We start from the raw sequence: 19,813 nt of genomic DNA, 5'->3' as shown, positions 1-19,813 counted from the left end.
ATGAGTGAACACACTTACGACTCTTCGAGTATTAAGGTATTAAAAGGTCTGGATGCGGTCCGGAAACGTCCGGGCATGTATATCGGCGACACAGACGATGGCACTGGCCTGCACCACATGGTGTTTGAGGTGGTGGATAACTCGATAGATGAGGCCCTGGCCGGGCACTGTAAGGACATCGTCGTGACCATTCACGTGGATGGCTCTGTTTCCGTGTCCGATGATGGCCGGGGCATTCCGGTCGATATGCACGAAGAAGAAGGTCGCTCCGCCGCCGAGGTTATCCTCACCGTGCTGCACGCTGGCGGCAAGTTCGACGACAACTCCTACAAGGTGTCCGGCGGCCTGCACGGTGTGGGTGTGTCCGTGGTGAACGCCCTGTCCGAAAAGCTGCAGCTGACCGTCTGGCGCAGCGGCAAGGTACACGAGCAGACCTACCGCCATGGCGAGCCTCAGGCCCCCCTGGTGGCGGTGGGTGAGACGGCCAAGTCGGGTACCCTGATCCGCTTCTGGCCCAGCCATGACACCTTCACCAATACCGAATTCCATTTCGATATTCTGGCCAAGCGGCTGCGTGAGCTGTCGTTCCTGAACTCGGGGGTGTCCATTCGCCTGCTCGACGAGCGGGAGAACAAGGAAGTGCACTTCGAGTATGAAGGCGGTATCCAGGCCTTCGTCGAGTACCTCAACCGCAACAAGACCCCTATCCATCCCAAGGCGTTTCATTTCGCCAACGAGCGGGACGACGGTATTTCGGTGGAAGTATCCATGCAGTGGAACGACTCCTACCAGGAAAATATCTTCTGTTTTACCAACAACATTCCCCAGCGGGATGGCGGTACCCACCTGGCCGGTTTCCGGGCGGCGCTGACCCGTACCCTGAATACCTTCATGGACAAGGAAGGCTACAGCAAGAAGGCCAAGACCTCGGCGTCCGGTGACGATGCCCGGGAAGGTCTGACCGCCGTGGTGTCGGTCAAGGTACCGGATCCCAAGTTCTCGTCCCAGACCAAGGACAAGCTGGTGTCGTCCGAGGTGAAAACCGCGGTCGAGCAGGCCATGGGCGAGCGGCTGAGCGAGTTTCTGCTGGAAAACCCGGGTGATGCCAAAATCGTGGTCAACAAGATCATCGATGCGGCCCGGGCTCGGGAAGCGGCGCGCAAGGCGCGGGACATGACCCGCCGCAAGGGCGCCCTGGATCTGGCCGGTCTGCCCGGCAAACTGGCCGACTGTCAGGAAAAGGATCCGGCGCTGTCCGAACTCTACATAGTGGAGGGTGACTCCGCGGGTGGCTCGGCCAAGCAGGGCCGTAACCGCAAGAACCAGGCGATTCTGCCGCTCAAGGGTAAAATCCTCAACGTGGAAAAGGCGCGTTTCGACAAGATGCTGTCTTCCCAGGAAGTGGCCACCCTGATCACCGCCCTGGGCTGTGGTATCGGTCGGGACGAATACAACCCGGACAAGATGCGCTATCACTACATCATCATCATGACCGATGCGGACGTGGATGGTGCACACATCCGTACCCTGCTGCTGACCTTTTTCTACCGGCAGATGCCGGAAATTGTCGAGCGGGGCTATATCTATATTGCCCAGCCGCCCCTGTACAAGGTGAAGAAAGGCAAGCAGGAGCAGTACCTGAAAGACGAAGACGCCATGCTGCAGTACCAGACCAGTCTGGCACTGGACGGCGCCAGTCTGCATGTGAACGAGTCGGCCCCGGCCATCGGTGGCGAGCATCTGGAAAAGCTGGTCAACGATTTCCGCAAGGTACAGATACTGATCACCCGCTTGTCGCGCCGGGCACCGGAACTGGTACTCAACGAGCTGATCTATCAGCCCGAGCTGAGCCTGGAGGCCCTGACCGATGAAGCCCAGGTCAAGAGCTGGGTCGCGGCCATCAACCGGTCGCTGGAAGGGAGCAACACCAACGGTGCCGAGTACCTGCTGGATTACGACTTCTTCGAAGAGCGCAGCTGCTATCTGCCCAAGGTGAAGGTCCGTCAGCACGGTATAGAGCGGGAATTCCCGATCAGCTACGACTTCTTCGCCTCCGGCGAATACCGCAGCATCGTCTCCCTGGGCAAGGGCATCGCCAACCTGATGGAAGAAGGCGGTTACGTGAAGCGGGGCGAGAAGACCAAGGCGGTGTCCAGCTTCGCCGAAGGCCTGGAATGGCTGATGCACGAGAGCAAGCGCGGCCTCTATGTACAGCGTTACAAGGGGCTGGGCGAGATGAACCCGGATCAGCTGTGGGAAACCACCATGGATCCCGGCTCCCGCCGCATGCTGCAGGTGACCATCGAAGACGCCGTGGCTGCCGATCAGCTGTTCTCCACCCTGATGGGTGACCATGTAGAGCCGCGTCGCGAGTTTATCGAGACCAACGCGCTCAAGGTCGCCAACCTGGATATCTGATCCCCAGGGTCGGTCCCGCATGACAAAAAAGCAGCCTGTGGGCTGCTTTTTTGTCTTCCTGAGCGCCAGCCGTTGGTGAAGGGAGCTATCTCTCCAGGGATAGTCCGCTTCAGCCCTGACTTTATTGACAACAACACCAGGAGTAACAAACCGGTAGTAAAATAATTCCGAGACGATAGTAAGTTCGCAACCTGGGGTTAACTTTAATTTCTCTTTATTTTTACTGTCAGACATCCCTTCGGTAAAAATTTGTAGATGGTTAATTTGGGGGGTATCATGCTGGAAAAACTGGCCTTGCCAATTAGAACGATTTGTTTTTCATATACCTAAGAGATAAAAAGATAAACACGATGTCTGAATCTAATCAAATAAGTAAACATCAAGAAAATATCCCTTCAGCTAATGGGGAGGGGAGTGCTGACACATTACTTGCCAAGGTAAGTCAGTATGGTGAAGATAAAGTATCAAAGTCACCCAGGAAGGCGTTTATACTTTCCATATTTGCCGGCGCATTTATTGCGATAGCCTTTGTTTTTTTTATTTCCGTGACTACGGGTAATATTCAGGGATGGGGTACGTCGCGTTTGGTGGGTGGTCTAATCTTCAGTTTGGGGATCGGGCTGGTAATAGTTGCGGGGGGTGAGTTATTTACCAGCGCAGTTCTGACCGTTGTTGCCCATGCCAATAAACGTATCAGTTTCGGCCAGCAGCTTCAATGTTGGGGACGAATATATACCGGCAACATGATCGGAGCCTTGTTAATGGTCATGCTCATTATGTTCGCTCGTTCATTTGAGCTTAATGGTGGGCAATGGGGATTAAATGTATTGAATATCGCCCATCATAAAATACATCATCTTTGGTCACAGGCTTTTATGCTGGGTATGTTGTGTAACATTCTGGTTTGCCTGGGTATCTGGATGACATTTGCAACTAAAGATGTGTTGACCAAGCTGATGTTGGTTATATTGCCTGTTGCTATGTTTGTTAGCAGTGGCTTTGAACACAGTATTGCAAATCTGTTTTTGGTGCCACTGGCCATATCGATTCAGACTTTCGCTCCGGAAAGTTTTTTTATTGGTTTGAATATTCCGGCTGATAAGTTTTCCGACCTGACCTTCAGTAACTTTGTTTTTGATAATTTGATTCCGGTTACGTTAGGTAATGTGGTTGGTGGCAGTATTGTCGGGCTGGGATATTGGCTGGTAGAGAATAGTGGTTCTGAACTTTCTGTCAGTGATTCACAGCCTAAAGCCTACTCTGGGTCGAATTCAACAAACAGCAAGCCAAACAGCAAGCCAAATTAATTCATGAGTTGAATGGAAAGAGACACCTGACACATTGTCAGGTGTCTTTGATCTTACCTGCCGTTTACTATTCAAATTCCGTTTCTGCTCGTTGCCCGATCGTCGGCTGGCTACACTGGTTACATCTGCTCACGATAAGGACAGTGTCATGACTCAGGACAAATCCCGCCAATACTCCAGTCAGGTGGTGGACGGGCCCACCAAGGCGCCGGCCCGCGCCATGCTGCGGGCGGTCGGCTTCGAGGATGCCGACTTCAACAAGCCCCAGGTGGGCATCGCCTCCACCTGGAGCAATCTCACCCCCTGCAACATGCATATCGACGGACTGGCCGAAGAGGCGGGACGCGGAGCCGATGTGGCCGGCGGCAAGAGCATCATCTTCAGTACCATCACCATTTCCGACGGCATCGCCAACGGCACCATCGGCATGAAGTATTCGCTGGTGTCGCGGGAGGTGATTGCCGATTCCATCGAAACCGTGGCCGGCTGCGAAGGCTTCGATGGTCTGGTGGCCATCGGCGGCTGCGACAAGAACATGCCCGGCTGCCTGATCGGCCTGGCCCGACTCAACCGGCCGTCGGTGTTTGTCTATGGCGGCACCATAGCGCCGGGGGCCAACCATACCGATATCATCTCGGTGTTCGAGGCGGTGGGCGCCCATGCCAAGGGCGACAAGTCGCTGATTGAAGTGAAGCAGATAGAGGACACCGCCATCCCCGGCCCCGGTGCCTGTGGCGGCATGTACACCGCCAACACCATGGCCTCGGCCATCGAGGCCATGGGCATGAGCCTGCCGGGCAGCTCGGCACAGAATGCGACTTCGAACAGCAAGCGGCAGGACTGCCATGAGGCGGGCGCCGCCGTGCTGAACCTGCTGGCGCGGGACATCAAGCCCTCCGACATCATGACCAAAGCGGCGTTCGAGAATGCCATTACCGTGGTGATTGCCCTGGGCGGTTCGACCAATGCGGTGCTGCACCTGCTGGCCATGGCCCATGCGGTAAATGTCGAGCTGAGTCTGGACGACTTCGTGCGCATCGGCAAACGGGTGCCGGTGCTGGCCGATCTGCGCCCCAGCGGTCATTACATGATGTCGGAACTGGTGGCCATCGGCGGCATACTGCCGCTGATGAAAATCCTGCTCGAGGCCGGTTTGCTGCACGGCGACTGCCTGACGGTGACCGGCCAGACCCTGGCGGAAAATCTGGGCTCGGTGGCGCCCTATCCTGCGGGTCAGCAGATCATCCGGCCGCTGGATAACCCCATCAAGGCCGACAGTCACCTGCGGGTGTTGTACGGCAACCTGGCGCCCGAGGGATCTGTGGCCAAGATCACCGGCAAGGAAGGGTTGACCTTCACCGGCCCGGCCCGGGTATTCGGCTCCGAGGAGGAGACCCTGGAACGGATCCTGGACGGCACCGTCAAGGCGGGGGACGTGCTGGTGATCCGTTACGAAGGCCCGAGAGGCGGGCCGGGTATGCGCGAGATGCTGAGCCCGACCTCCGCCATCATGGGCAAGGGGCTGGGTCAGGAGGTGGCGCTGATCACCGACGGCCGCTTCTCCGGCGGCAGCCACGGTTTCGTGGTCGGCCATATCACGCCGGAAGCCCAGCAGGGCGGGCCGCTGGCCATCGTCGAAGACGGCGACATCATCACCATCGATGCCGAGCTGAACAGGCTGGAGCTGCAACTGTCCGATACGGACATCGCCGCCCGGCTGGCCCGATGGCAGGCTCCACCACCGCGGTATCGACGCGGTGTGCTGGCCAAATACGCCCACACGGTCAACTCGGCCTCACAAGGTGCCGTGACCGATGCGCTGGATGATACCGACTGACATCGGCTGAAAAATCCGCAAACAGGCTCTTGAAAGTGACATTCGAGGGCCCTATATCTTTATTGAGGCAAGGGAATCGCTCAACCGAGGGTTCCATGATTGCGCGTCTCGCCCGTCCATGATGGAGGGCGACTTTAACATCGCTCACAAGAGGATATTATTATGTCACGCTTCGATCTTACTCCCCTGTATCGCTCCGCCATCGGCTTCGATCGCCTGGCGTCCCTGATGGAAAACGCCGCCAGCGGCAGCAGCAACACCGGCTATCCGCCGTATAACATAGAGCTGATCAGCGAGAACCAGTACCGCATTTCCATGGCGGTGGCCGGTTTTGCCCGCGAGGATCTGGACATCACCAGCCATGAAAACACCCTGATGGTGAAGGGTCATAAAGAACAGGAAGAACCCCAGAAGAATTATCTGTATCAGGGCATCGCCGAACGCGGTTTCGAGCGTCGCTTCCAGTTGGCCGACCACGTCAAGGTGACGGGGGCCGACATGGAAAACGGCCTGCTGCATATCGATCTGGTGCGTGAAGTGCCGGAAGCCGCCAAGCCCAGAACCATTGCCATCGGCAAGGCCGAATAAATATTACGCCAACCCGTGTAACACAACGCCGACCCCAGGGTCGGCGTTGTTGTTTATGGTTGCGGTGAGGCGTGAGGTCACCCCTTACCTCTCACCCCTCACCCCTCATTTTTTACGGCTTGGCCGCTGGCGCCTGGTAGAGCGCCAGCACTTCTTCGGCCAGTATTTTGATGCCGGCCTGCACATCGGCTTCCGACTGGGCGTAGTTGAGGCGAATGCACTCCCTGCTGTGAGCCCAGTCACCGTCTTCGATCCCCGGAAAGAAGTAATGGCCGGGCACCACCAGCAGGCCCCTCTGCTTCAGGCGCTCATACAGCTCCTGGCAGTGAACGGGCAGATCTTCGAACCACAACCACAGAAACAAGGCGCCTTCCGGCTTGTGAATATGAAACTGGGGCAGGGGGATGGCCTGCTGCAGCAAGGTCACCGCCTGCTGTGCCTTGGCCTGGTAAAAGGGGCGGATCACCTCGTTGCTGAGGGTGATGACGTCACCGTTTTCCATCATCGGCAGGGTCAGGGCCGGGCCCATGCTGCCGGGGGCCAGGTTGATAATGCCACTGATGTTGGTCAGGGCCCGGATAATGGTGGGCGGGGCCACCACTATGCCGCAACGTACCCCCGGCAGGCCCAGTTTGGACAGGCTCATGCACAGTATGGTGTTGTCGTTCCAGAACGGCTTGGCGTCGGTGAAGATGATGTTGGGGAAGGGCATGCCGTAGGCGTTGTCGATCAACAGGGGTATGCCTTTCTCGCGCGCTATTTCGTCCAGCCGCATGATCTCTTCGTCGGTCAGCACGTTGCCGGTCGGGTTGGTGGGCCGAGACACGCAGATGAGGCCGATGTCGTCATCCACCTCCAGCTGGTCGAAGTCGACATGATACTTGAACAGGCCGTTATCCAGTCGGGTGATGGTGGGCTTGCAGGCTGTGAAGTGATCTTCGCTCAGGGCGCCGTCACCATAGCCGATGTACTCCGGCGCCAGCGGGAACAGCACCTTTTTCTTGCGGCCGCCGTCAAAGTCACCGGCCAGCAGGTTGAACAGGTAGAAGAAGGCGGTCTGGCTGCCGTTGGTCAGGGCGATATGTTCGGGGCCGACCGGCCAGCCCAGCTCTTTGGACAGCAGCGTGGCCAGGGCGCGAATATAGGCATCCTTGCCCTGGGGGCCGTCGTAGTTGGCCATGGCTTTCAGCAGATCGCCGTTGTTCACCAGCTGCCGGGATTGCTGATCCAGGTAGGCGAGTACTTCCGGAATAGCGGCCGGATTGCCGCCGCCCAACATGATGGTGTTGGGCGTGGTCAGACCCTGGTTGAGATCGTCCATCAATTGGGTAATGCCGGCGTGGCGGGTAAACTTCTGACCGAATGCTGAAAATTCCATGAGATAACTACCAAAGAGAAAGCGGTTGTCGAAAGGTTCACGTTATCCGATATCGTCTCTGGTGTCGACCGGGGCGGGGAGCCGCCCCGGTGGCGGCATCGCCTTTATGTTGCCTGCATGAAGTGAAGCGCAAAGGCGATGGTCGCGGGGAAAACGGAAGGTTAATAGGAATAGGTCTGGGTCGGCCGGGCGTATTTGGTCGGCTGGGCTTCGTAGCTGACCTTGAGCGCCAGCACGGTATATTTTTCTTCGCTTTCCATGAAGGGAGCCAGTGCGTTCAGCATCTGCTGGCGTACGGCCGAGTTCTGCCAGCGCTCCCAGCATTCGACGTTCTCCCAGTTGGAAATCACATAGAAATGATTGGGCTGATGAACGTCCCGGTAGGCATCGCCTTTCAGAAAGCCGGGCCTGTCGGTAATTTGCAGCATCAGGGCGCGGATCTTTTCCTGATAGGCAGCTTCCAGTCCCTCGGCGATATGGCGTTCGATAATGACCTTGATCATCGGCACTTTCCTTGTCGTCTTTTGATGTTATTAATATGTAACACAAATTCCCGAGGGTTTGGTAAGACCAGACAAATAAAAAGCCCCGCATCAGCGGGGCTTCCGGGGTTCAAAAGCGGGGGATGATTACTGCAGCAGCGAAATGTCGGCAATCTGCAGGAACAGGTTGCGCAGCTGGTTGAGCAGTGCCAGGCGATTGAGCCGCAGGGCTTCGTCTTCCGCCATCACCATGACCTGATCGAAGAAACTGTCCACGCCTTCACGCAGGGCGGCCAGCTCGTTCAGGGCGCTGTTGTAATCGCCGGCGGCGAACAGCGGCATCAGGCGCTCGGTCAGCTCGGCCAGTTGACTGGCCAGCCGCTTCTCGGTTTCGTCCTGCAGCAGGACCGGATTGACCTCGCTCGGGATCTCGCCTTCAAACTTGGCCAGGATATTGCCTACCCGCTTGTTGGCGGCGGCCAGGGCGGCGGCGGCGTCCAGTTCACGGAACTGGCTGACGGCCTTCACCCGGGCATCGAAGTCGGCCGGACGGGTCGGACGGCGTGCCAGTACCGCCTGAATGACATCGACGCCGTAGCCCAGATCCTGATACCAGGCGCGGAACCGGCCCAGCATGAAGTCGAGGATCTCGTCGGCGGCACTGGCGTTGCTCAGCTTGTCACCGTACAGCGCCCTGGCCTGCTCGATCAGAATCGGCAAGTCCAGGTCGTAGTCTTTTTCGACGATGATGCGCAGGGCACCCAGGGCAGCCCGACGCAGGGCGAAGGGGTCCTTGTCGCCCTTGGGCGTCTGACCGATACCGAAGATACCGACCAGGGTGTCCAGCTTGTCGGCCAGGGCCACGGCGGCGGAAATATCCTGGCTGGGCAGATCGTCACCGGCAAAACGGGGCTGATACTGCTCTTTCAGGGCCAGGGCCACGGCTTCGTCTTCGCCGTCGTGGCGGGCATAGTGCATGCCCATCACGCCCTGGGTGTCGGTGAACTCGAACACCATGTCGGTGACCAGATCGCATTTGGACAGCAGACCGGCCCGTTCCGCCTGGGTCTTGTCGGCACCGATGGCGGCGGCGATAAAGCCCGACAGGGCGCTGATGCGCTCGGATTTCTCGCGTACCGACCCCAGCTGCTTTTGAAAGAGCACCGAGTCCAGTTGCTCGAGTCGCGAGGCCAGGGGGGTCTTGCGATCGGTATCGAAGAAGAATTGCGCATCGGCCAGGCGAGGGCGGACCACTTTTTCGTTACCGCCGATGATCTGGCTCGGGTCTTTGGACTCGATATTGGTGACGAAGATAAAGGTAGGCATCAAGTTGCCGGCTGTATCGTAGACAGGGAAATATTTCTGGTCACCCTTCATGGTGTAAACCAGCGCCTCGGCGGGGACGTCGAGAAACTCATTCTCGAAGTTGGCGGTCAGCACCACAGGCCACTCTACCAGCGAGGTGACTTCTTCCAGCAACGCTTCGTCGAGGTCGGCGATGCCACCCGCGGCAGCGGCGGCCTGTTCGACACCGGTCTTGATGATGGTCTTGCGCCGCTCGAAGTCGGCCAGCACCTTGCCGGTCTGCTCCAGCGCCTGCAGGTAGTCGTCGGCATGAGCGAGTTCAAATGCCTGCTCACCCATGAAGCGGTGACCGCGCAGGGTGCGCGAAGAATCGATACCCAGAATATGCGCGGGCAGCAGCTGGTCGCCCAGCAGCAGGGTCAGGGTATGTACCGGACGGATAAACTGGATGCTCTGGTCACCCCAGCGCATGGCCTTGGGGATCGGCAACCGGCTCAGCGCCTGTTCGACCATGGTGGGCAGCAGCGCGGTGGCGGCCTTGCCCTTGATATCGGCGATGTGAACCAGCCACTCGCCCTTGTCGGTTTTCAGGCGTCCGGCCTGTTCCACGCTGATGCCGTTGCCCCGGGCCCAGCCCATGGCGGCTTTGGTGGGATTTCCCTCGGCGTCGAAGGCGGCCTGTACCGCCGGACCGCGTTTTTCCAGCTGCTTGTCGGGCTGGGCGGCGGCCAGGGCGGTGACATACACCGCCAGGCGACGCGGTGCCGCATACCAGTGTACCTCTGCAAAGGGCAGATCGGCGTTGGTCAGTTCTTGTTTGAGGTTGCTGGCAAAGGCTTCGCCCAGGCTGCGCAACGCCTTCGGCGGCAGCTCTTCGGTGCCGAGTTCAACCAGAAAATTCTGTTCAGCCATGCTGGTCCCTTATCCTTCTTTTTTACACATGGGGAAGCCCAGGGCCTCGCGGGAGGCGTAGTAAGCTTCGGCGACTGCCTTGGTCAGGGTGCGGATGCGCAGTATGTAACGCTGGCGTTCGGTCACCGAAATCGCCTTGCGGGCATCCAGCAGGTTGAAGGCGTGGCCCGCTTTCAGGATTCGCTCGTAGGCGGGCAGAGGCAGCGGCGTTTCCAGGGCCAGCAGATGCTGACATTCTTTCTCGCACTGTTCGAAGAAGCCGAACAGGAAGTTCACGTCCGCATGTTCGAAGTTGTAGGTGGACTGTTCCACTTCGTTCTGATGGAAAATGTCACCATAGGTGGTCTTGCCCAGCGGGCCGTCGCACCACACCAGATCGTAGACCGAGTCCACGCCCTGAATGTACATGGCCAGACGTTCCAGACCATAGGTGATCTCGCCGGTGACCGGTTTGCATTCCAGGCCGCCCACCTGCTGGAAATAGGTGAACTGGGTCACTTCCATGCCGTTGAGCCAGACTTCCCAGCCCAGGCCCCAGGCACCCAGGGTCGGGTTTTCCCAGTTGTCTTCCACAAAGCGGATATCATGCACCAGCGGATCCAGACCCAGGGCCTGCAGCGAGCCCAGGTAGAGTTCCTGCAGATTGTCCGGCGAGGGTTTGATCATCACCTGAAACTGATAGTAATGCTGCAACCGGTTGGGGTTTTCGCCGTAGCGGCCGTCGGTGGGGCGGCGGGAAGGCTGCACATAGGCGGCGGCCATCGGCTCCGGGCCTATGGCGCGCAGACAGGTCATGGGATGCGAGGTGCCGGCACCCACTTCCATATCCAGCGGCTGTACTATGGTGCAGCCTTGCTGGGCCCAATAATCCTGCAATGTCAGGATCAGACCCTGAAAGGTATTGATATCGAATTTTTGCATGATGTTCGCGCCTTGATATAGGTGCATTCGCAGTGTGAAACTAGGCGGATGAGTATACCTTCTGACCCGATGCGAATATAGGCTGAATTAGAGGAGACACCATGTTGACACGCTGTGGCTGGGTCAATGACGACCCCGGATATCAGGCTTATCACGACCGGGAGTGGGGCGTACCCGAGCACGACAGCCGGGCGCTGTTCGAGAAGCTGTGTCTGGACGGCCAACAGGCGGGACTGAGCTGGTTTATCATTCTCTGCAAGATACCGGCGTACCGAGCCGCCTTTGCCGATTTCAATCCCAGGGTCATCGCCCGCTTTACCGACGAGGATGTAGAGCGGTTGATGCAGGACAAAGGCATAGTGCGCAACCGGCTCAAGATCAGATCGGTTATCACCAATGCCCGGGCCTATCTGCTGCTGCAGGAACAGGGCATCGATTTCAGCCGCTGGCTGTGGGATTTTGTCGGCGGCGAGCCGGTGATTAACCACTGGCCGACCCTGAGCGAGGTGCCGACCAGCACGCGCGAGTCGGAGTCCATGGCCCGGGCATTGAAACAACGTGGCTTTTCTTTTGTCGGCGGTACCATCTGCTATGCCTTCATGCAGGCCACCGGCATGGTCAACGATCATCTGCTCAGCTGCCCCCGGCATCCTATCCACGACAACAGCTGACACCGCAAGTGAAACGAGACTTGGTAGAACCCCGAGAGCAGGGCTATATTGTGCACTACTTGTGCTTGCTACATACGGAACCTAATTTATGAAAAAAATCTGCCTGGCTGTTGCTGCGACCCTGGCGCTTTCTGCCTGTACCACCAACCCTTACACCGGTGAGCGTGAAACCTCCAAAGCCGCCATTGGTGGTGGCCTGGGTGCGCTGGCCGGCGCCGTTATCGGCGGTGCTTCCGCCAGTTCCGGCGATCGCGAGAAAGGCATCCTGATCGGTGCCGCCAGTGGCGCGGCCCTGGGGGGTGGTGTGGGTTACTATATGGATGTACAGGAAGCCAAACTGCGCGACCAGATGCGCGGCACCGGTGTCAGCGTGAGCCGTAATGGCGACAACATCATGCTGAACATGCCAAGCTCCATTACCTTTGCGGTAGACAGTGCCGATCTGTCACCCAGCTTCTATAACACCCTGAGCGGTGTGGCCATGGTGCTGAAAGAGTACGAAAAGACCTATGTCAACGTAGTGGGTCACACCGACAACACCGGCTCCGCCAGCCATAACCAGGCGCTGTCCGAGCGCCGCGCCGCTTCCGTGGGTCAGTTCCTGATCAGCCAGGGCGCCGCCGCCAACCGCTTCAACATTCGTGGCGTCGGTTTCAACCAGCCGGTTGCGAGCAACAACACCGCAGACGGTCGGGCCCAGAACCGTCGGGTAGAGATCACCCTCAGCCCCATGGGTTAAGCGATAAAGGCTGCACCTTGATGAACAATGCCCGCCAATGCGGGCATTTTTATTGGTGAGGGGTGAGGGGTGAGGGGTGAGGGGTGAGGGGTGAGGGGTGAGGGGTGAGGGGTGAGGGAGAAAAACGAGGCAGTACTTCTCCTCTCGCCTCTGACTCCTCACTGTCTTCAATTTCCTTTCTGGATCAGAAACTGGTACGGCAGCTGTTCTACCTGGCTGGACAGCAGGGCGTGATCCATAAACTGGCAGAAGCTGGGAATGTCCCGGGTGGTGGAGGGGTCGTCGGCGGTAATCAGCAGGGTTTCACCTGCGGCCATGGTACGCACCTGCTTGCGGACCATCATCACCGGCTCGGGGCAGCGCAGGCCGGTAGCATCGAGGTGATGCTGGGGATCGATAAGGGACATCGTCATATATTCACTATCTTGCAATAAACCCGACTATTTTAATGCTGTTTAAATTGTGGTCAACCTTAAATCAGTGAGGGGAAAAGCGTGAGGGGAAAGGCGACAATTACCCCTCACCCCTCACCCCTCACCCCTCATATTCTTTCAAACACGGTGGCTATGCCCTGACCCAGGCCGATACACATGGTGGCCACGCCGAAGGTGGCGTCTTTGCTTTCCATCAGGCTCAGCAGTGTGGTCGAGATGCGGGCGCCGGAGCAACCCAGCGGGTGGCCCAGGGCGATGGCGCCGCCGTTGAGATTGACCTTGTCGTCCATTACCTCCAACAGTCCCAGTTCTTTCAGTACCGGTAACGACTGGGCGGCGAAGGCCTCGTTCAGCTCGAACAGATCGATATCCGCTATCGACAGCCCGGCACGCTGCAGTGCCTTGTACACCGCGGGCACAGGGCCATAGCCCATGATGGCCGGGTCGCAGCCGGCCACGGCCATGGCCCTGATGCGGGCGCGGGGCTTCAGTCCCAGGGCGGCGGCCTTGTCGGCGGACATCACCAGCATGGCGGCGGCCCCGTCGGACAGGGCCGAGGAAGAGCCGGCGGTCACGGTACCGTTGGCCGGATCGAATACCGGGCGCAGCTGGGCGAGGGAGTCCAGGTTGGTGTCCGGGCGAATGACTTCATCGTGTTCAAACAGGGTCAGGCTGCCGTCGGCGGTGTGCCCGTTGGTGGCCAGAATTTCGTTGGCAAAGCGGCCTTCCAGCGTGGCCTTATGGGCCCTTTGATGGGAGCGCATCGCAAAGGCGTCCTGCTGCTCGCGGCTGATGTGGTGCATGCGCCCCAGCATTTCGGCGGTCAGCCCCATCATGCCCGAGGCCCTGGCCACATTCAGGGCCAGACCCGGATGAAAGTCCACCCCGTGATCCATCGGCACATGGGCCATGTGTTCGACACCGCCGACGATAAACACATCGCCGTCGCCGACCATGATGGCGCGGCCGGCATCGTGTAGTGCCTGCATCGAAGAGCCGCACAGCCGGTTGACGGTCACGGCGGCCACCTGTTTGGGCAGGCCGGCCAGCAGGGCTGCGTTGCGGGCGATATTGAAGCCCTGCTCCAGGGTTTGTTGCACGCAGCCCCAGTACACATCTTCGATCTCGGAGGCGGCCAGTGCCGGGTTACGAGCCAGCAGGCCGCGCATCAGATGAGCGGATAGATCCTCGGCTCTGGCGTTGCGAAAGGCGCCGCCTTTGGAGCGACCCATGGGGGTGCGAATGCAGTCGACAATGACGACGTCGTTGAGTGCCTTGTGCATGCTGTGGTCTCCTTGCGCCAATCAGTAAAACGTCTTGCGGTCGGCGGCCATCCGGCGCAGATCCGAGCTGACGTGATAGAGGGGGCCCAGATGGGCAAACTTGTCGGCCAGCGCCACGTAGGCGGCGAGCCCCATGTTGTCCAGATAGCGGAACACGCCTCCATGAAACGGCGGAAAACCGATGCCATATACCAGCGCCATGTCCGCCTCGGCGGGGGAGCCGATAATGCCTTCTTCCAGGCAGAGCACCACCTCGTTGATCATGGGAATCATCATGCGGGCCATGATGTCGTCCGGCTCGAAGTCGGTGCGCTCGTCCGCCACCGCGGCCAGCAACTGGTAACTGTCGGCGTCCGCTTCTTTCACCGGCTTGCCTTTCTTGTCCTGACTGTGGGCATAGAAGCCCTTGCCATTCTTCTGGCCGAAGCGCTGCCGTTCATACATCACATCGATGGCATCCTTGCCGGTCTTGCCCATGCGATCGGGAAACCCCTCGGCCATCACTGCCGCCGCATGGTGTCCGGTGTCGATACCCACTACGTCCAGCAGCCAGGCCGGGCCCATGGGCCAGCCGAATTGCTGCTCCATCACCCGGTCGACCTGCACGAAGTCGGCGCCGTCGGCCAGTAGCTGAGTGAAACCGAAGAAGTAGGGGAACAGCACCCGGTTGACGAAGAAGCCCGGACCGTCGTTGACCACTATGGGTGACTTGCCCATGGCCGCGGCATAGGCCACTACCCGGTTGACGGTGTCGTCGCTGCTCTGCTCGCCACGAATAATTTCCACCAGCGGCATCCGGTGCACAGGATTAAAAAAGTGCATGCCGCAGAAGCGATCCGGGCGCTTGAGGCTTTTGGCCAGTTGCGAGATGGGAATGGTCGAGGTGTTGGAGGCGATGACCGCATCGTCTGCGACATGGGCTTCCACTTCGGCCAGCACCTGCGCTTTTACCTTCTGGTTTTCGACGACCGCTTCTACTACGGTATCGACGCCTTGCAGGCCGTCATAGCTGAGGGTGGGGGTGATGCTGGCCAGTACTTTTGCCAGCCGGGTGCCATCAATTTTGCCGCGCTCCAGCTGTTTGTTGAGCAGCTTGCCGGCCTCGCTCATGCCGAGCGTCAGCGCCTGGTCGCTGATGTCCTTCATTACCACCGGAATGCCTTTAACCGCCGACTGGTAGGCAATGCCGCCGCCCATGATGCCGGCCCCCAGCACCGCTGCTTTTCTGGTGGCTGTTGCCGCCTTGGCCGCTTGTTTGGCCTTGCCCTTGATCACCTGGTCGTTGAGGAAAATGCCGACCAGCGCCCGGGCGGCCGAGGTCTGGGTCAGGGTGATGAAGTTGTTCTGCTCAATGCGGAGTGCCTGCTCCCGCCCCAGCCCGGCGGCTGCTTCTATGGTTTTTACCGCCATCATGGGAGCCGGGTAATGGGGCCCGGCCTTGGCGGCGACCATGCCTTTGGCGGTACTGAAGCTCATGGCGGCTTCCAGCCGGTTCAGGGTCAGGGGCGTGCCTTTTTGCGCTCGTTTTCTCTTCCAGTCCTGCTTGCCGAGGGCGGCGTCCTGCAGCAGTTGCAGCGCCGAGGCCTGCAGCGTGTCGGTATCGACCACCGCATCCAGCACCCCCAGGGCCAGGCAAGCCTCTGCCTTATGGTCCTGACCCGTGGTGATCCACTCCATGGCGTTGTCGGCACCAATTAGCCGGGGCAGCCGTACCGTGCCACCAAAGCCGGGCATGAGGCCGAGCTTGGTTTCCGGCAGGCCGATGCGGGCGCTGGCGTCGCCGATACGAAAATCGGTAGACAGGATGCACTCGCAACCGCCACCCAGGGCGTAGCCACGCACCAGGCTCACGGTCGGGAAGGGCAGGTCTTCGATGCGATTGAAAATACGGTTGGCCTGAGACAACCACTCGTCGAGTCTGGCGGGTGGCAGATCAAACATGTCCAGAAACTCGGTGATATCGGCACCGACAATAAAGGTGTCTTTGCGGCTGGTCAGCATCAGGCCTTTCAGGTTTGGGGTTTGCTCCAGTGCGGTAACGGCCTGTTCCAGCGACAGCAGGGTGGCTCTGTCCAGCTTGTTGACGCTGCCTTTGCTGTCAAAGCTGAGCTCAGCAATACCATCTTGCAGTACTTGCACAGAGAGGGCTTCGCCTTGGTATATCATCCTAATGTCTCCTTAGATTCCCCTGAGCTGCTCCGACTTTCCCGGGCAGGGATAAAATCACTATGAACAGAAAAACAGCAGAGCTCAACACCTGATTAAAACAATTGTTTTAAATTTGGCGGGCTGTTTTCGGAGGCCTTGAAACCTTGCTAAATATGAGCAAAAGATGACTTCCCCGGCCGATTCGGCAACAATGTCGCGCTATTTTTCGTCGGCTTACAGGCCGAATAATCAATATTAGGCGGTTTTGCCTTTTCTGGGAGTGAACGTCATGAATATGTCTCCCTATCTGGTACCCGCCACTCCGGTGGTGTGGGAGCAGGAGATTAAAAAAAGCCGCTTTATCGCCTATCTGGCTCATACTCCGGACTTGGAGTCAGCCAGAGCCTTTATCGGGGCGGTGCGCGTTCAGGAGCCCTCGGCGGGTCATCATTGCTGGGCCTTTGTCGCCGGCATGCCAACCGACTCGCGGGTACTGGGTTTCAGCGACGACGGCGAGCCCTCTGGTACCGCCGGCAAGCCCATGCTGGCCCAGTTGCAGGGCGCGGGCATCGGCGAGATCACCGCGGTGATCGCCCGCTATTTCGGCGGCATCAAGCTCGGCACCGGTGGCCTGGTGCGGGCCTATGGCGGCACCCTGGCGTCGGCATTGACGCAATTGAAGACCGTAGAACGACGCATCATGGCTTCGTTGAGCGTCAGTGCCGCTTACGGCGATATGGCGCTGCTGGAATTTCTGCTCGGTGAATATCAGGGGCAGTGGCTGCAAGTGGATTACGGTGCTGCAGTAACCGGTGTGCTCTCGGTTGAGGCGCGCGCCATTCCGGAGTTTTGTCGCCAGCTGCTGGATCGTAGCCAGGGACGAGTGGTGGCCAGGCCGGTGAAACCGGAAGCTGGCTGAATTATCAGTGTATTGGAAGCACCATGCATATACGCACAATTATCCGCATCGTGGGCATTCTGGTCGCGCTGTTCAGCGTCACCATGCTGGCGCCGGCCCTGGTGGCTTACCTCTATCGGGACGGTGCCGGCCTCGATTTTTTCAGCGCCTTCGTTATCTGTCTGTTTCTGGGACTGGCGTTATGGTTTCCCAATCGCACTCATAATAAAGAACTGAGGGCCAAAGAAGGCTTTCTTATCGTGGTGCTGTTCTGGACGGTACTGGGCAGCGTAGGGGCCATCCCCTTCATGCTCAGCGCCGTACCGGAGATGACGGTGGCGGAAGCCTTCTTCGAATCCTTCTCTGGCCTTACCACCACGGGGGCGACCGTGATCAGCGGTCTGGATACACTGCCCAAGGCGATTCTGTTCTATCGACAGATGCTGCAGTGGCTGGGCGGTATGGGGATCATAGTGCTGGCGGTGGCCATTCTGCCGATTCTGGGCATCGGTGGCATGCAGCTGTTTCGTGCCGAAATACCGGGCCCGGTCAAAGACAACAAGGTGGCGCCCCGCATTGCCGAAACCGCCAAAACCCTGTGGTACATCTATCTGGTGTTAACCATTGCCTGTGCCCTGCTGCTGTGGTTGGCGGGCATGAACCTGTTCGATGCAATCTGTCATTCCTTTTCTACCGTCGCCATCGGTGGTTTTTCGACTTACGACGCCAGCGTGGGCCATTTTAACAGCCCGATAATCAACCTGATTGTCGTGGTGTTTCTGCTGATTGCCGGAGTCAACTTCAGCCTGCACTTTGCCGCTTTCGCCAACCGGGGGTTGCGGTTGTCGGTGTACCGCCTCGATCCGGAAGTAAAAGTCTTTATCGGCATACAGCTGATACTGACACTCCTCTGTCTGTCGACACTGTGGGCGCATCGGGTATATACGGATCCCTGGCAGGCGCTGGATCAGTCGCTGTTTCAGGCGGTGTCCATTTCCACCACGGCCGGTTTCAGCACCACCGGCTTCGCCGACTGGCCCTTGTTTCTGCCGCTACTGCTGATGTTCACTTCTTTTATCGGTGGCTGTGCCGGCAGTACCGGCGGTGGCATCAAGGTGGTGCGTATCATGTTGCTGAATCTGCAGGGGATGCGTGAGCTGAAGCGGCTGATCCACCCAAGAGCCGTCTATCGTATTAAACTTGGCAATAAGGCATTAGCTGATAAAGTGGTGGAGGCGGTGTGGGGCTTCTTTGCCGCTTATGCTCTGGTCTTCGTGCTCTGTATGCTGGCGCTGTTGGCGACCGGCATGGAAGAACTGACGGCCTTTACCGCCGTGGTGGCGACACTGAATAATCTCGGGCCGGGCCTGGGGGATGTGGCCGCCAATTTCGGCAGCACCACCGACGGCGCTAAATGGATCATGATCCTGGCCATGCTGTTCGGCCGTCTTGAAATATTTACCTTGCTGGTACTGTTTACGCCCGCCTTCTGGCGTAGCTAAGAGGAGTTTATGGAAAAACTGTTGGTACTTTACTCATCGCGCAATGGTCAGACGAGAAAAATCATCGAGGCGATGCAGGATGAATTTAGCGGTTACGATGTGGAAGTGGCGGACTTGCATGGCCCGATTCGGAAAAACCTCAGCAAGTATGACAAGGTGCTGATTGGTGCCTCTGTGCGTTATGGCCATTTTCATCGGGATCTCTATACCTTTATTCATATTCACAGTGAGCAGCTGGCTGCGGCCGATGCCAGCTTTTTCTGTGTCTGTCTCACCGCACGCAAGCCGGAAAAGGCCGACCCCAGGAACAACGCCTACATCGGCAAGTTTCTGGCCAAGTCGTCCTGGCGGCCGCGAACCATCGGTGTATTTGCCGGCGCGCTGAAATACAGTGAATACAACTGGTGGCAGACCCGCATTATCCAGCTGATCATGAAAATAACCGGCGGCAGCACCGACACCAGCCGGGATCTCGAGTTTACCGATTGGGATAAAGTCAGGGACTTTGCCCGTCAACTGATCGGGAAGCGCTGAGGGACAGCTAATTAAGCATGGGTAAAAAGCGGTTTCAGCCTGCTTTTTGTACAAAACCGTTTTTTTAATAAAAATGTCAAAAAAGCCCTTGCGCAAAATCGGCGGCTCCCTATAATGCGCATCCACTGACACGGGGCAACACGCCAACGGTCACAAGGGTTCGAAACGAACGAAACAAAGTTTGAATCAACGCTTGACGAAACATGATGGAGTGCGTAGATTACGCATCCCTGACCTGAACAAGGTCAACGCTCTTTAACAATTTATCAAGCAAACTGTGTGGGCACTCGCAGGGAGTTGGGAAACAAAAAAATATTGTTTTTCAATGTCTTGTTGGAGTGCAACTAGAAATAGCAGCAAACCAGATATATTCATTGAGCATCAAGTCTTTAATTGAAGAGTTTGATCATGGCTCAGATTGAACGCTGGCGGCAGGCCTAACACATGCAAGTCGAG

General features: G+C 58.1%; 16 protein-coding genes and 1 rRNA gene. 10 read left to right on the top strand and 7 right to left on the bottom strand.

Annotated elements, in window-relative coordinates; all coding sequences use genetic code 11:
• The 4 genes from gyrB to HNR62_RS09265 all read left to right on the top strand — a co-directional run bounded on the left by gyrB (position 1) and on the right by HNR62_RS09265 (position 6,150).
• Positions 1–2,418, top strand: coding sequence for a DNA topoisomerase (ATP-hydrolyzing) subunit B (gene gyrB / locus HNR62_RS09280; RefSeq protein ID WP_204795805.1), 2,418 nt, complete (start codon positions 1–3; stop codon positions 2,416–2,418).
• A gap of 350 nt (positions 2,419–2,768) precedes the next feature.
• Positions 2,769–3,725, top strand: a complete 957-nt coding sequence (focA, locus tag HNR62_RS09275) for a formate transporter FocA (RefSeq protein ID WP_204795804.1) — start codon at positions 2,769–2,771, stop codon at positions 3,723–3,725.
• Between the two features lie 148 nt (positions 3,726–3,873).
• Entirely contained in the window at positions 3,874–5,562 is a 1,689-nt protein-coding gene (ilvD, locus tag HNR62_RS09270; protein WP_204795803.1) for a dihydroxy-acid dehydratase, read from the top strand.
• 162 nt (positions 5,563–5,724) lie between these two features.
• Positions 5,725–6,150, top strand: a complete 426-nt coding sequence (locus HNR62_RS09265; RefSeq protein WP_204795802.1) for an Hsp20 family protein — start codon at positions 5,725–5,727, stop codon at positions 6,148–6,150.
• Between the two features lie 112 nt (positions 6,151–6,262).
• On the opposite strand, the gene HNR62_RS09260 is transcribed toward HNR62_RS09265, so the two are convergent.
• The 4 genes from HNR62_RS09260 to glyQ form a co-directional block, all read right to left on the bottom strand.
• Positions 6,263–7,528: a valine--pyruvate transaminase gene (locus tag HNR62_RS09260; protein WP_204795801.1), complete on the bottom strand. Its 1,266-nt coding sequence runs from the start codon at positions 7,526–7,528 to the stop codon at positions 6,263–6,265.
• Between the two features lie 161 nt (positions 7,529–7,689).
• Positions 7,690–8,031: an antibiotic biosynthesis monooxygenase family protein gene (locus HNR62_RS09255; protein WP_204795800.1), complete on the bottom strand. Its 342-nt coding sequence runs from the start codon at positions 8,029–8,031 to the stop codon at positions 7,690–7,692.
• Positions 8,032–8,157: 126 nt separating this feature from the next.
• Positions 8,158–10,227, bottom strand: coding sequence for a glycine--tRNA ligase subunit beta (gene glyS, locus HNR62_RS09250; protein WP_204795799.1), 2,070 nt, complete (start codon positions 10,225–10,227; stop codon positions 8,158–8,160).
• A 9-nt stretch (positions 10,228–10,236) separates the two neighbouring features.
• A complete protein-coding gene (glyQ, locus tag HNR62_RS09245; RefSeq protein ID WP_204795798.1) occupies positions 10,237–11,148 on the bottom strand; it encodes a glycine--tRNA ligase subunit alpha in 912 nt (303 codons plus the stop codon).
• A gap of 101 nt (positions 11,149–11,249) precedes the next feature.
• Here glyQ and HNR62_RS09240 point away from each other — a divergent pair, with 101 nt between their 5' ends.
• Together HNR62_RS09240 and HNR62_RS09235 are read left to right on the top strand one after the other, a co-directional pair.
• Positions 11,250–11,819: a DNA-3-methyladenine glycosylase I gene (locus HNR62_RS09240; RefSeq protein ID WP_204795797.1), complete on the top strand. Its 570-nt coding sequence runs from the start codon at positions 11,250–11,252 to the stop codon at positions 11,817–11,819.
• Between the two features lie 88 nt (positions 11,820–11,907).
• Positions 11,908–12,558, top strand: a complete 651-nt coding sequence (locus HNR62_RS09235; RefSeq protein ID WP_204795796.1) for an OmpA family lipoprotein — start codon at positions 11,908–11,910, stop codon at positions 12,556–12,558.
• Between the two features lie 167 nt (positions 12,559–12,725).
• On the opposite strand, the gene tusA is transcribed toward HNR62_RS09235, so the two are convergent.
• From tusA to fadB, 3 genes are all read right to left on the bottom strand, one after another.
• Positions 12,726–12,971: a sulfurtransferase TusA gene (tusA, locus tag HNR62_RS09230; protein WP_204795795.1), complete on the bottom strand. Its 246-nt coding sequence runs from the start codon at positions 12,969–12,971 to the stop codon at positions 12,726–12,728.
• Positions 12,972–13,099: 128 nt separating this feature from the next.
• The gene (fadA, locus tag HNR62_RS09225) at positions 13,100–14,275 is read right to left on the bottom strand and encodes an acetyl-CoA C-acyltransferase FadA (protein WP_204795794.1); all 1,176 of its coding nucleotides are present in this window, start codon (positions 14,273–14,275) and stop codon (positions 13,100–13,102) included.
• Positions 14,276–14,296: 21 nt separating this feature from the next.
• Complete coding sequence (gene fadB, locus HNR62_RS09220; RefSeq protein WP_204795793.1) at positions 14,297–16,441, bottom strand: fatty acid oxidation complex subunit alpha FadB; 2,145 nt, start codon at positions 16,439–16,441, stop codon at positions 14,297–14,299.
• 271 nt (positions 16,442–16,712) lie between these two features.
• Between fadB and HNR62_RS09215 the strand changes: the two genes are divergently transcribed.
• The 4 genes from HNR62_RS09215 to HNR62_RS09200 all read left to right on the top strand — a co-directional run.
• On the top strand, positions 16,713–17,342 hold the full coding sequence (locus tag HNR62_RS09215; RefSeq protein ID WP_420827151.1) for a YigZ family protein: 630 nt from the start codon (positions 16,713–16,715) through the stop codon (positions 17,340–17,342).
• Between the two features lie 23 nt (positions 17,343–17,365).
• The gene (locus HNR62_RS09210) at positions 17,366–18,823 is read left to right on the top strand and encodes a TrkH family potassium uptake protein (protein ID WP_204795792.1); all 1,458 of its coding nucleotides are present in this window, start codon (positions 17,366–17,368) and stop codon (positions 18,821–18,823) included.
• Positions 18,824–18,832: 9 nt separating this feature from the next.
• Positions 18,833–19,357 carry a menaquinone-dependent protoporphyrinogen IX dehydrogenase gene (hemG, locus tag HNR62_RS09205; protein ID WP_204795791.1) on the top strand — a complete coding sequence of 175 codons (525 nt, stop codon included), beginning with the start codon at positions 18,833–18,835 and terminating at the stop codon, positions 19,355–19,357.
• A 390-nt stretch (positions 19,358–19,747) separates the two neighbouring features.
• A 16S ribosomal RNA gene (locus HNR62_RS09200) occupies positions 19,748–19,813 on the top strand; the annotation flags it as partial.

The organism is Oceanisphaera litoralis, assembly GCF_016907015.1.
GTDB lineage: Bacteria > Pseudomonadota > Gammaproteobacteria > Enterobacterales > Aeromonadaceae > Oceanimonas > Oceanimonas litoralis.
Note: the sequence above shows the minus strand (reverse complement) of the source record. Positions and strands in the feature narration are given on the sequence as shown.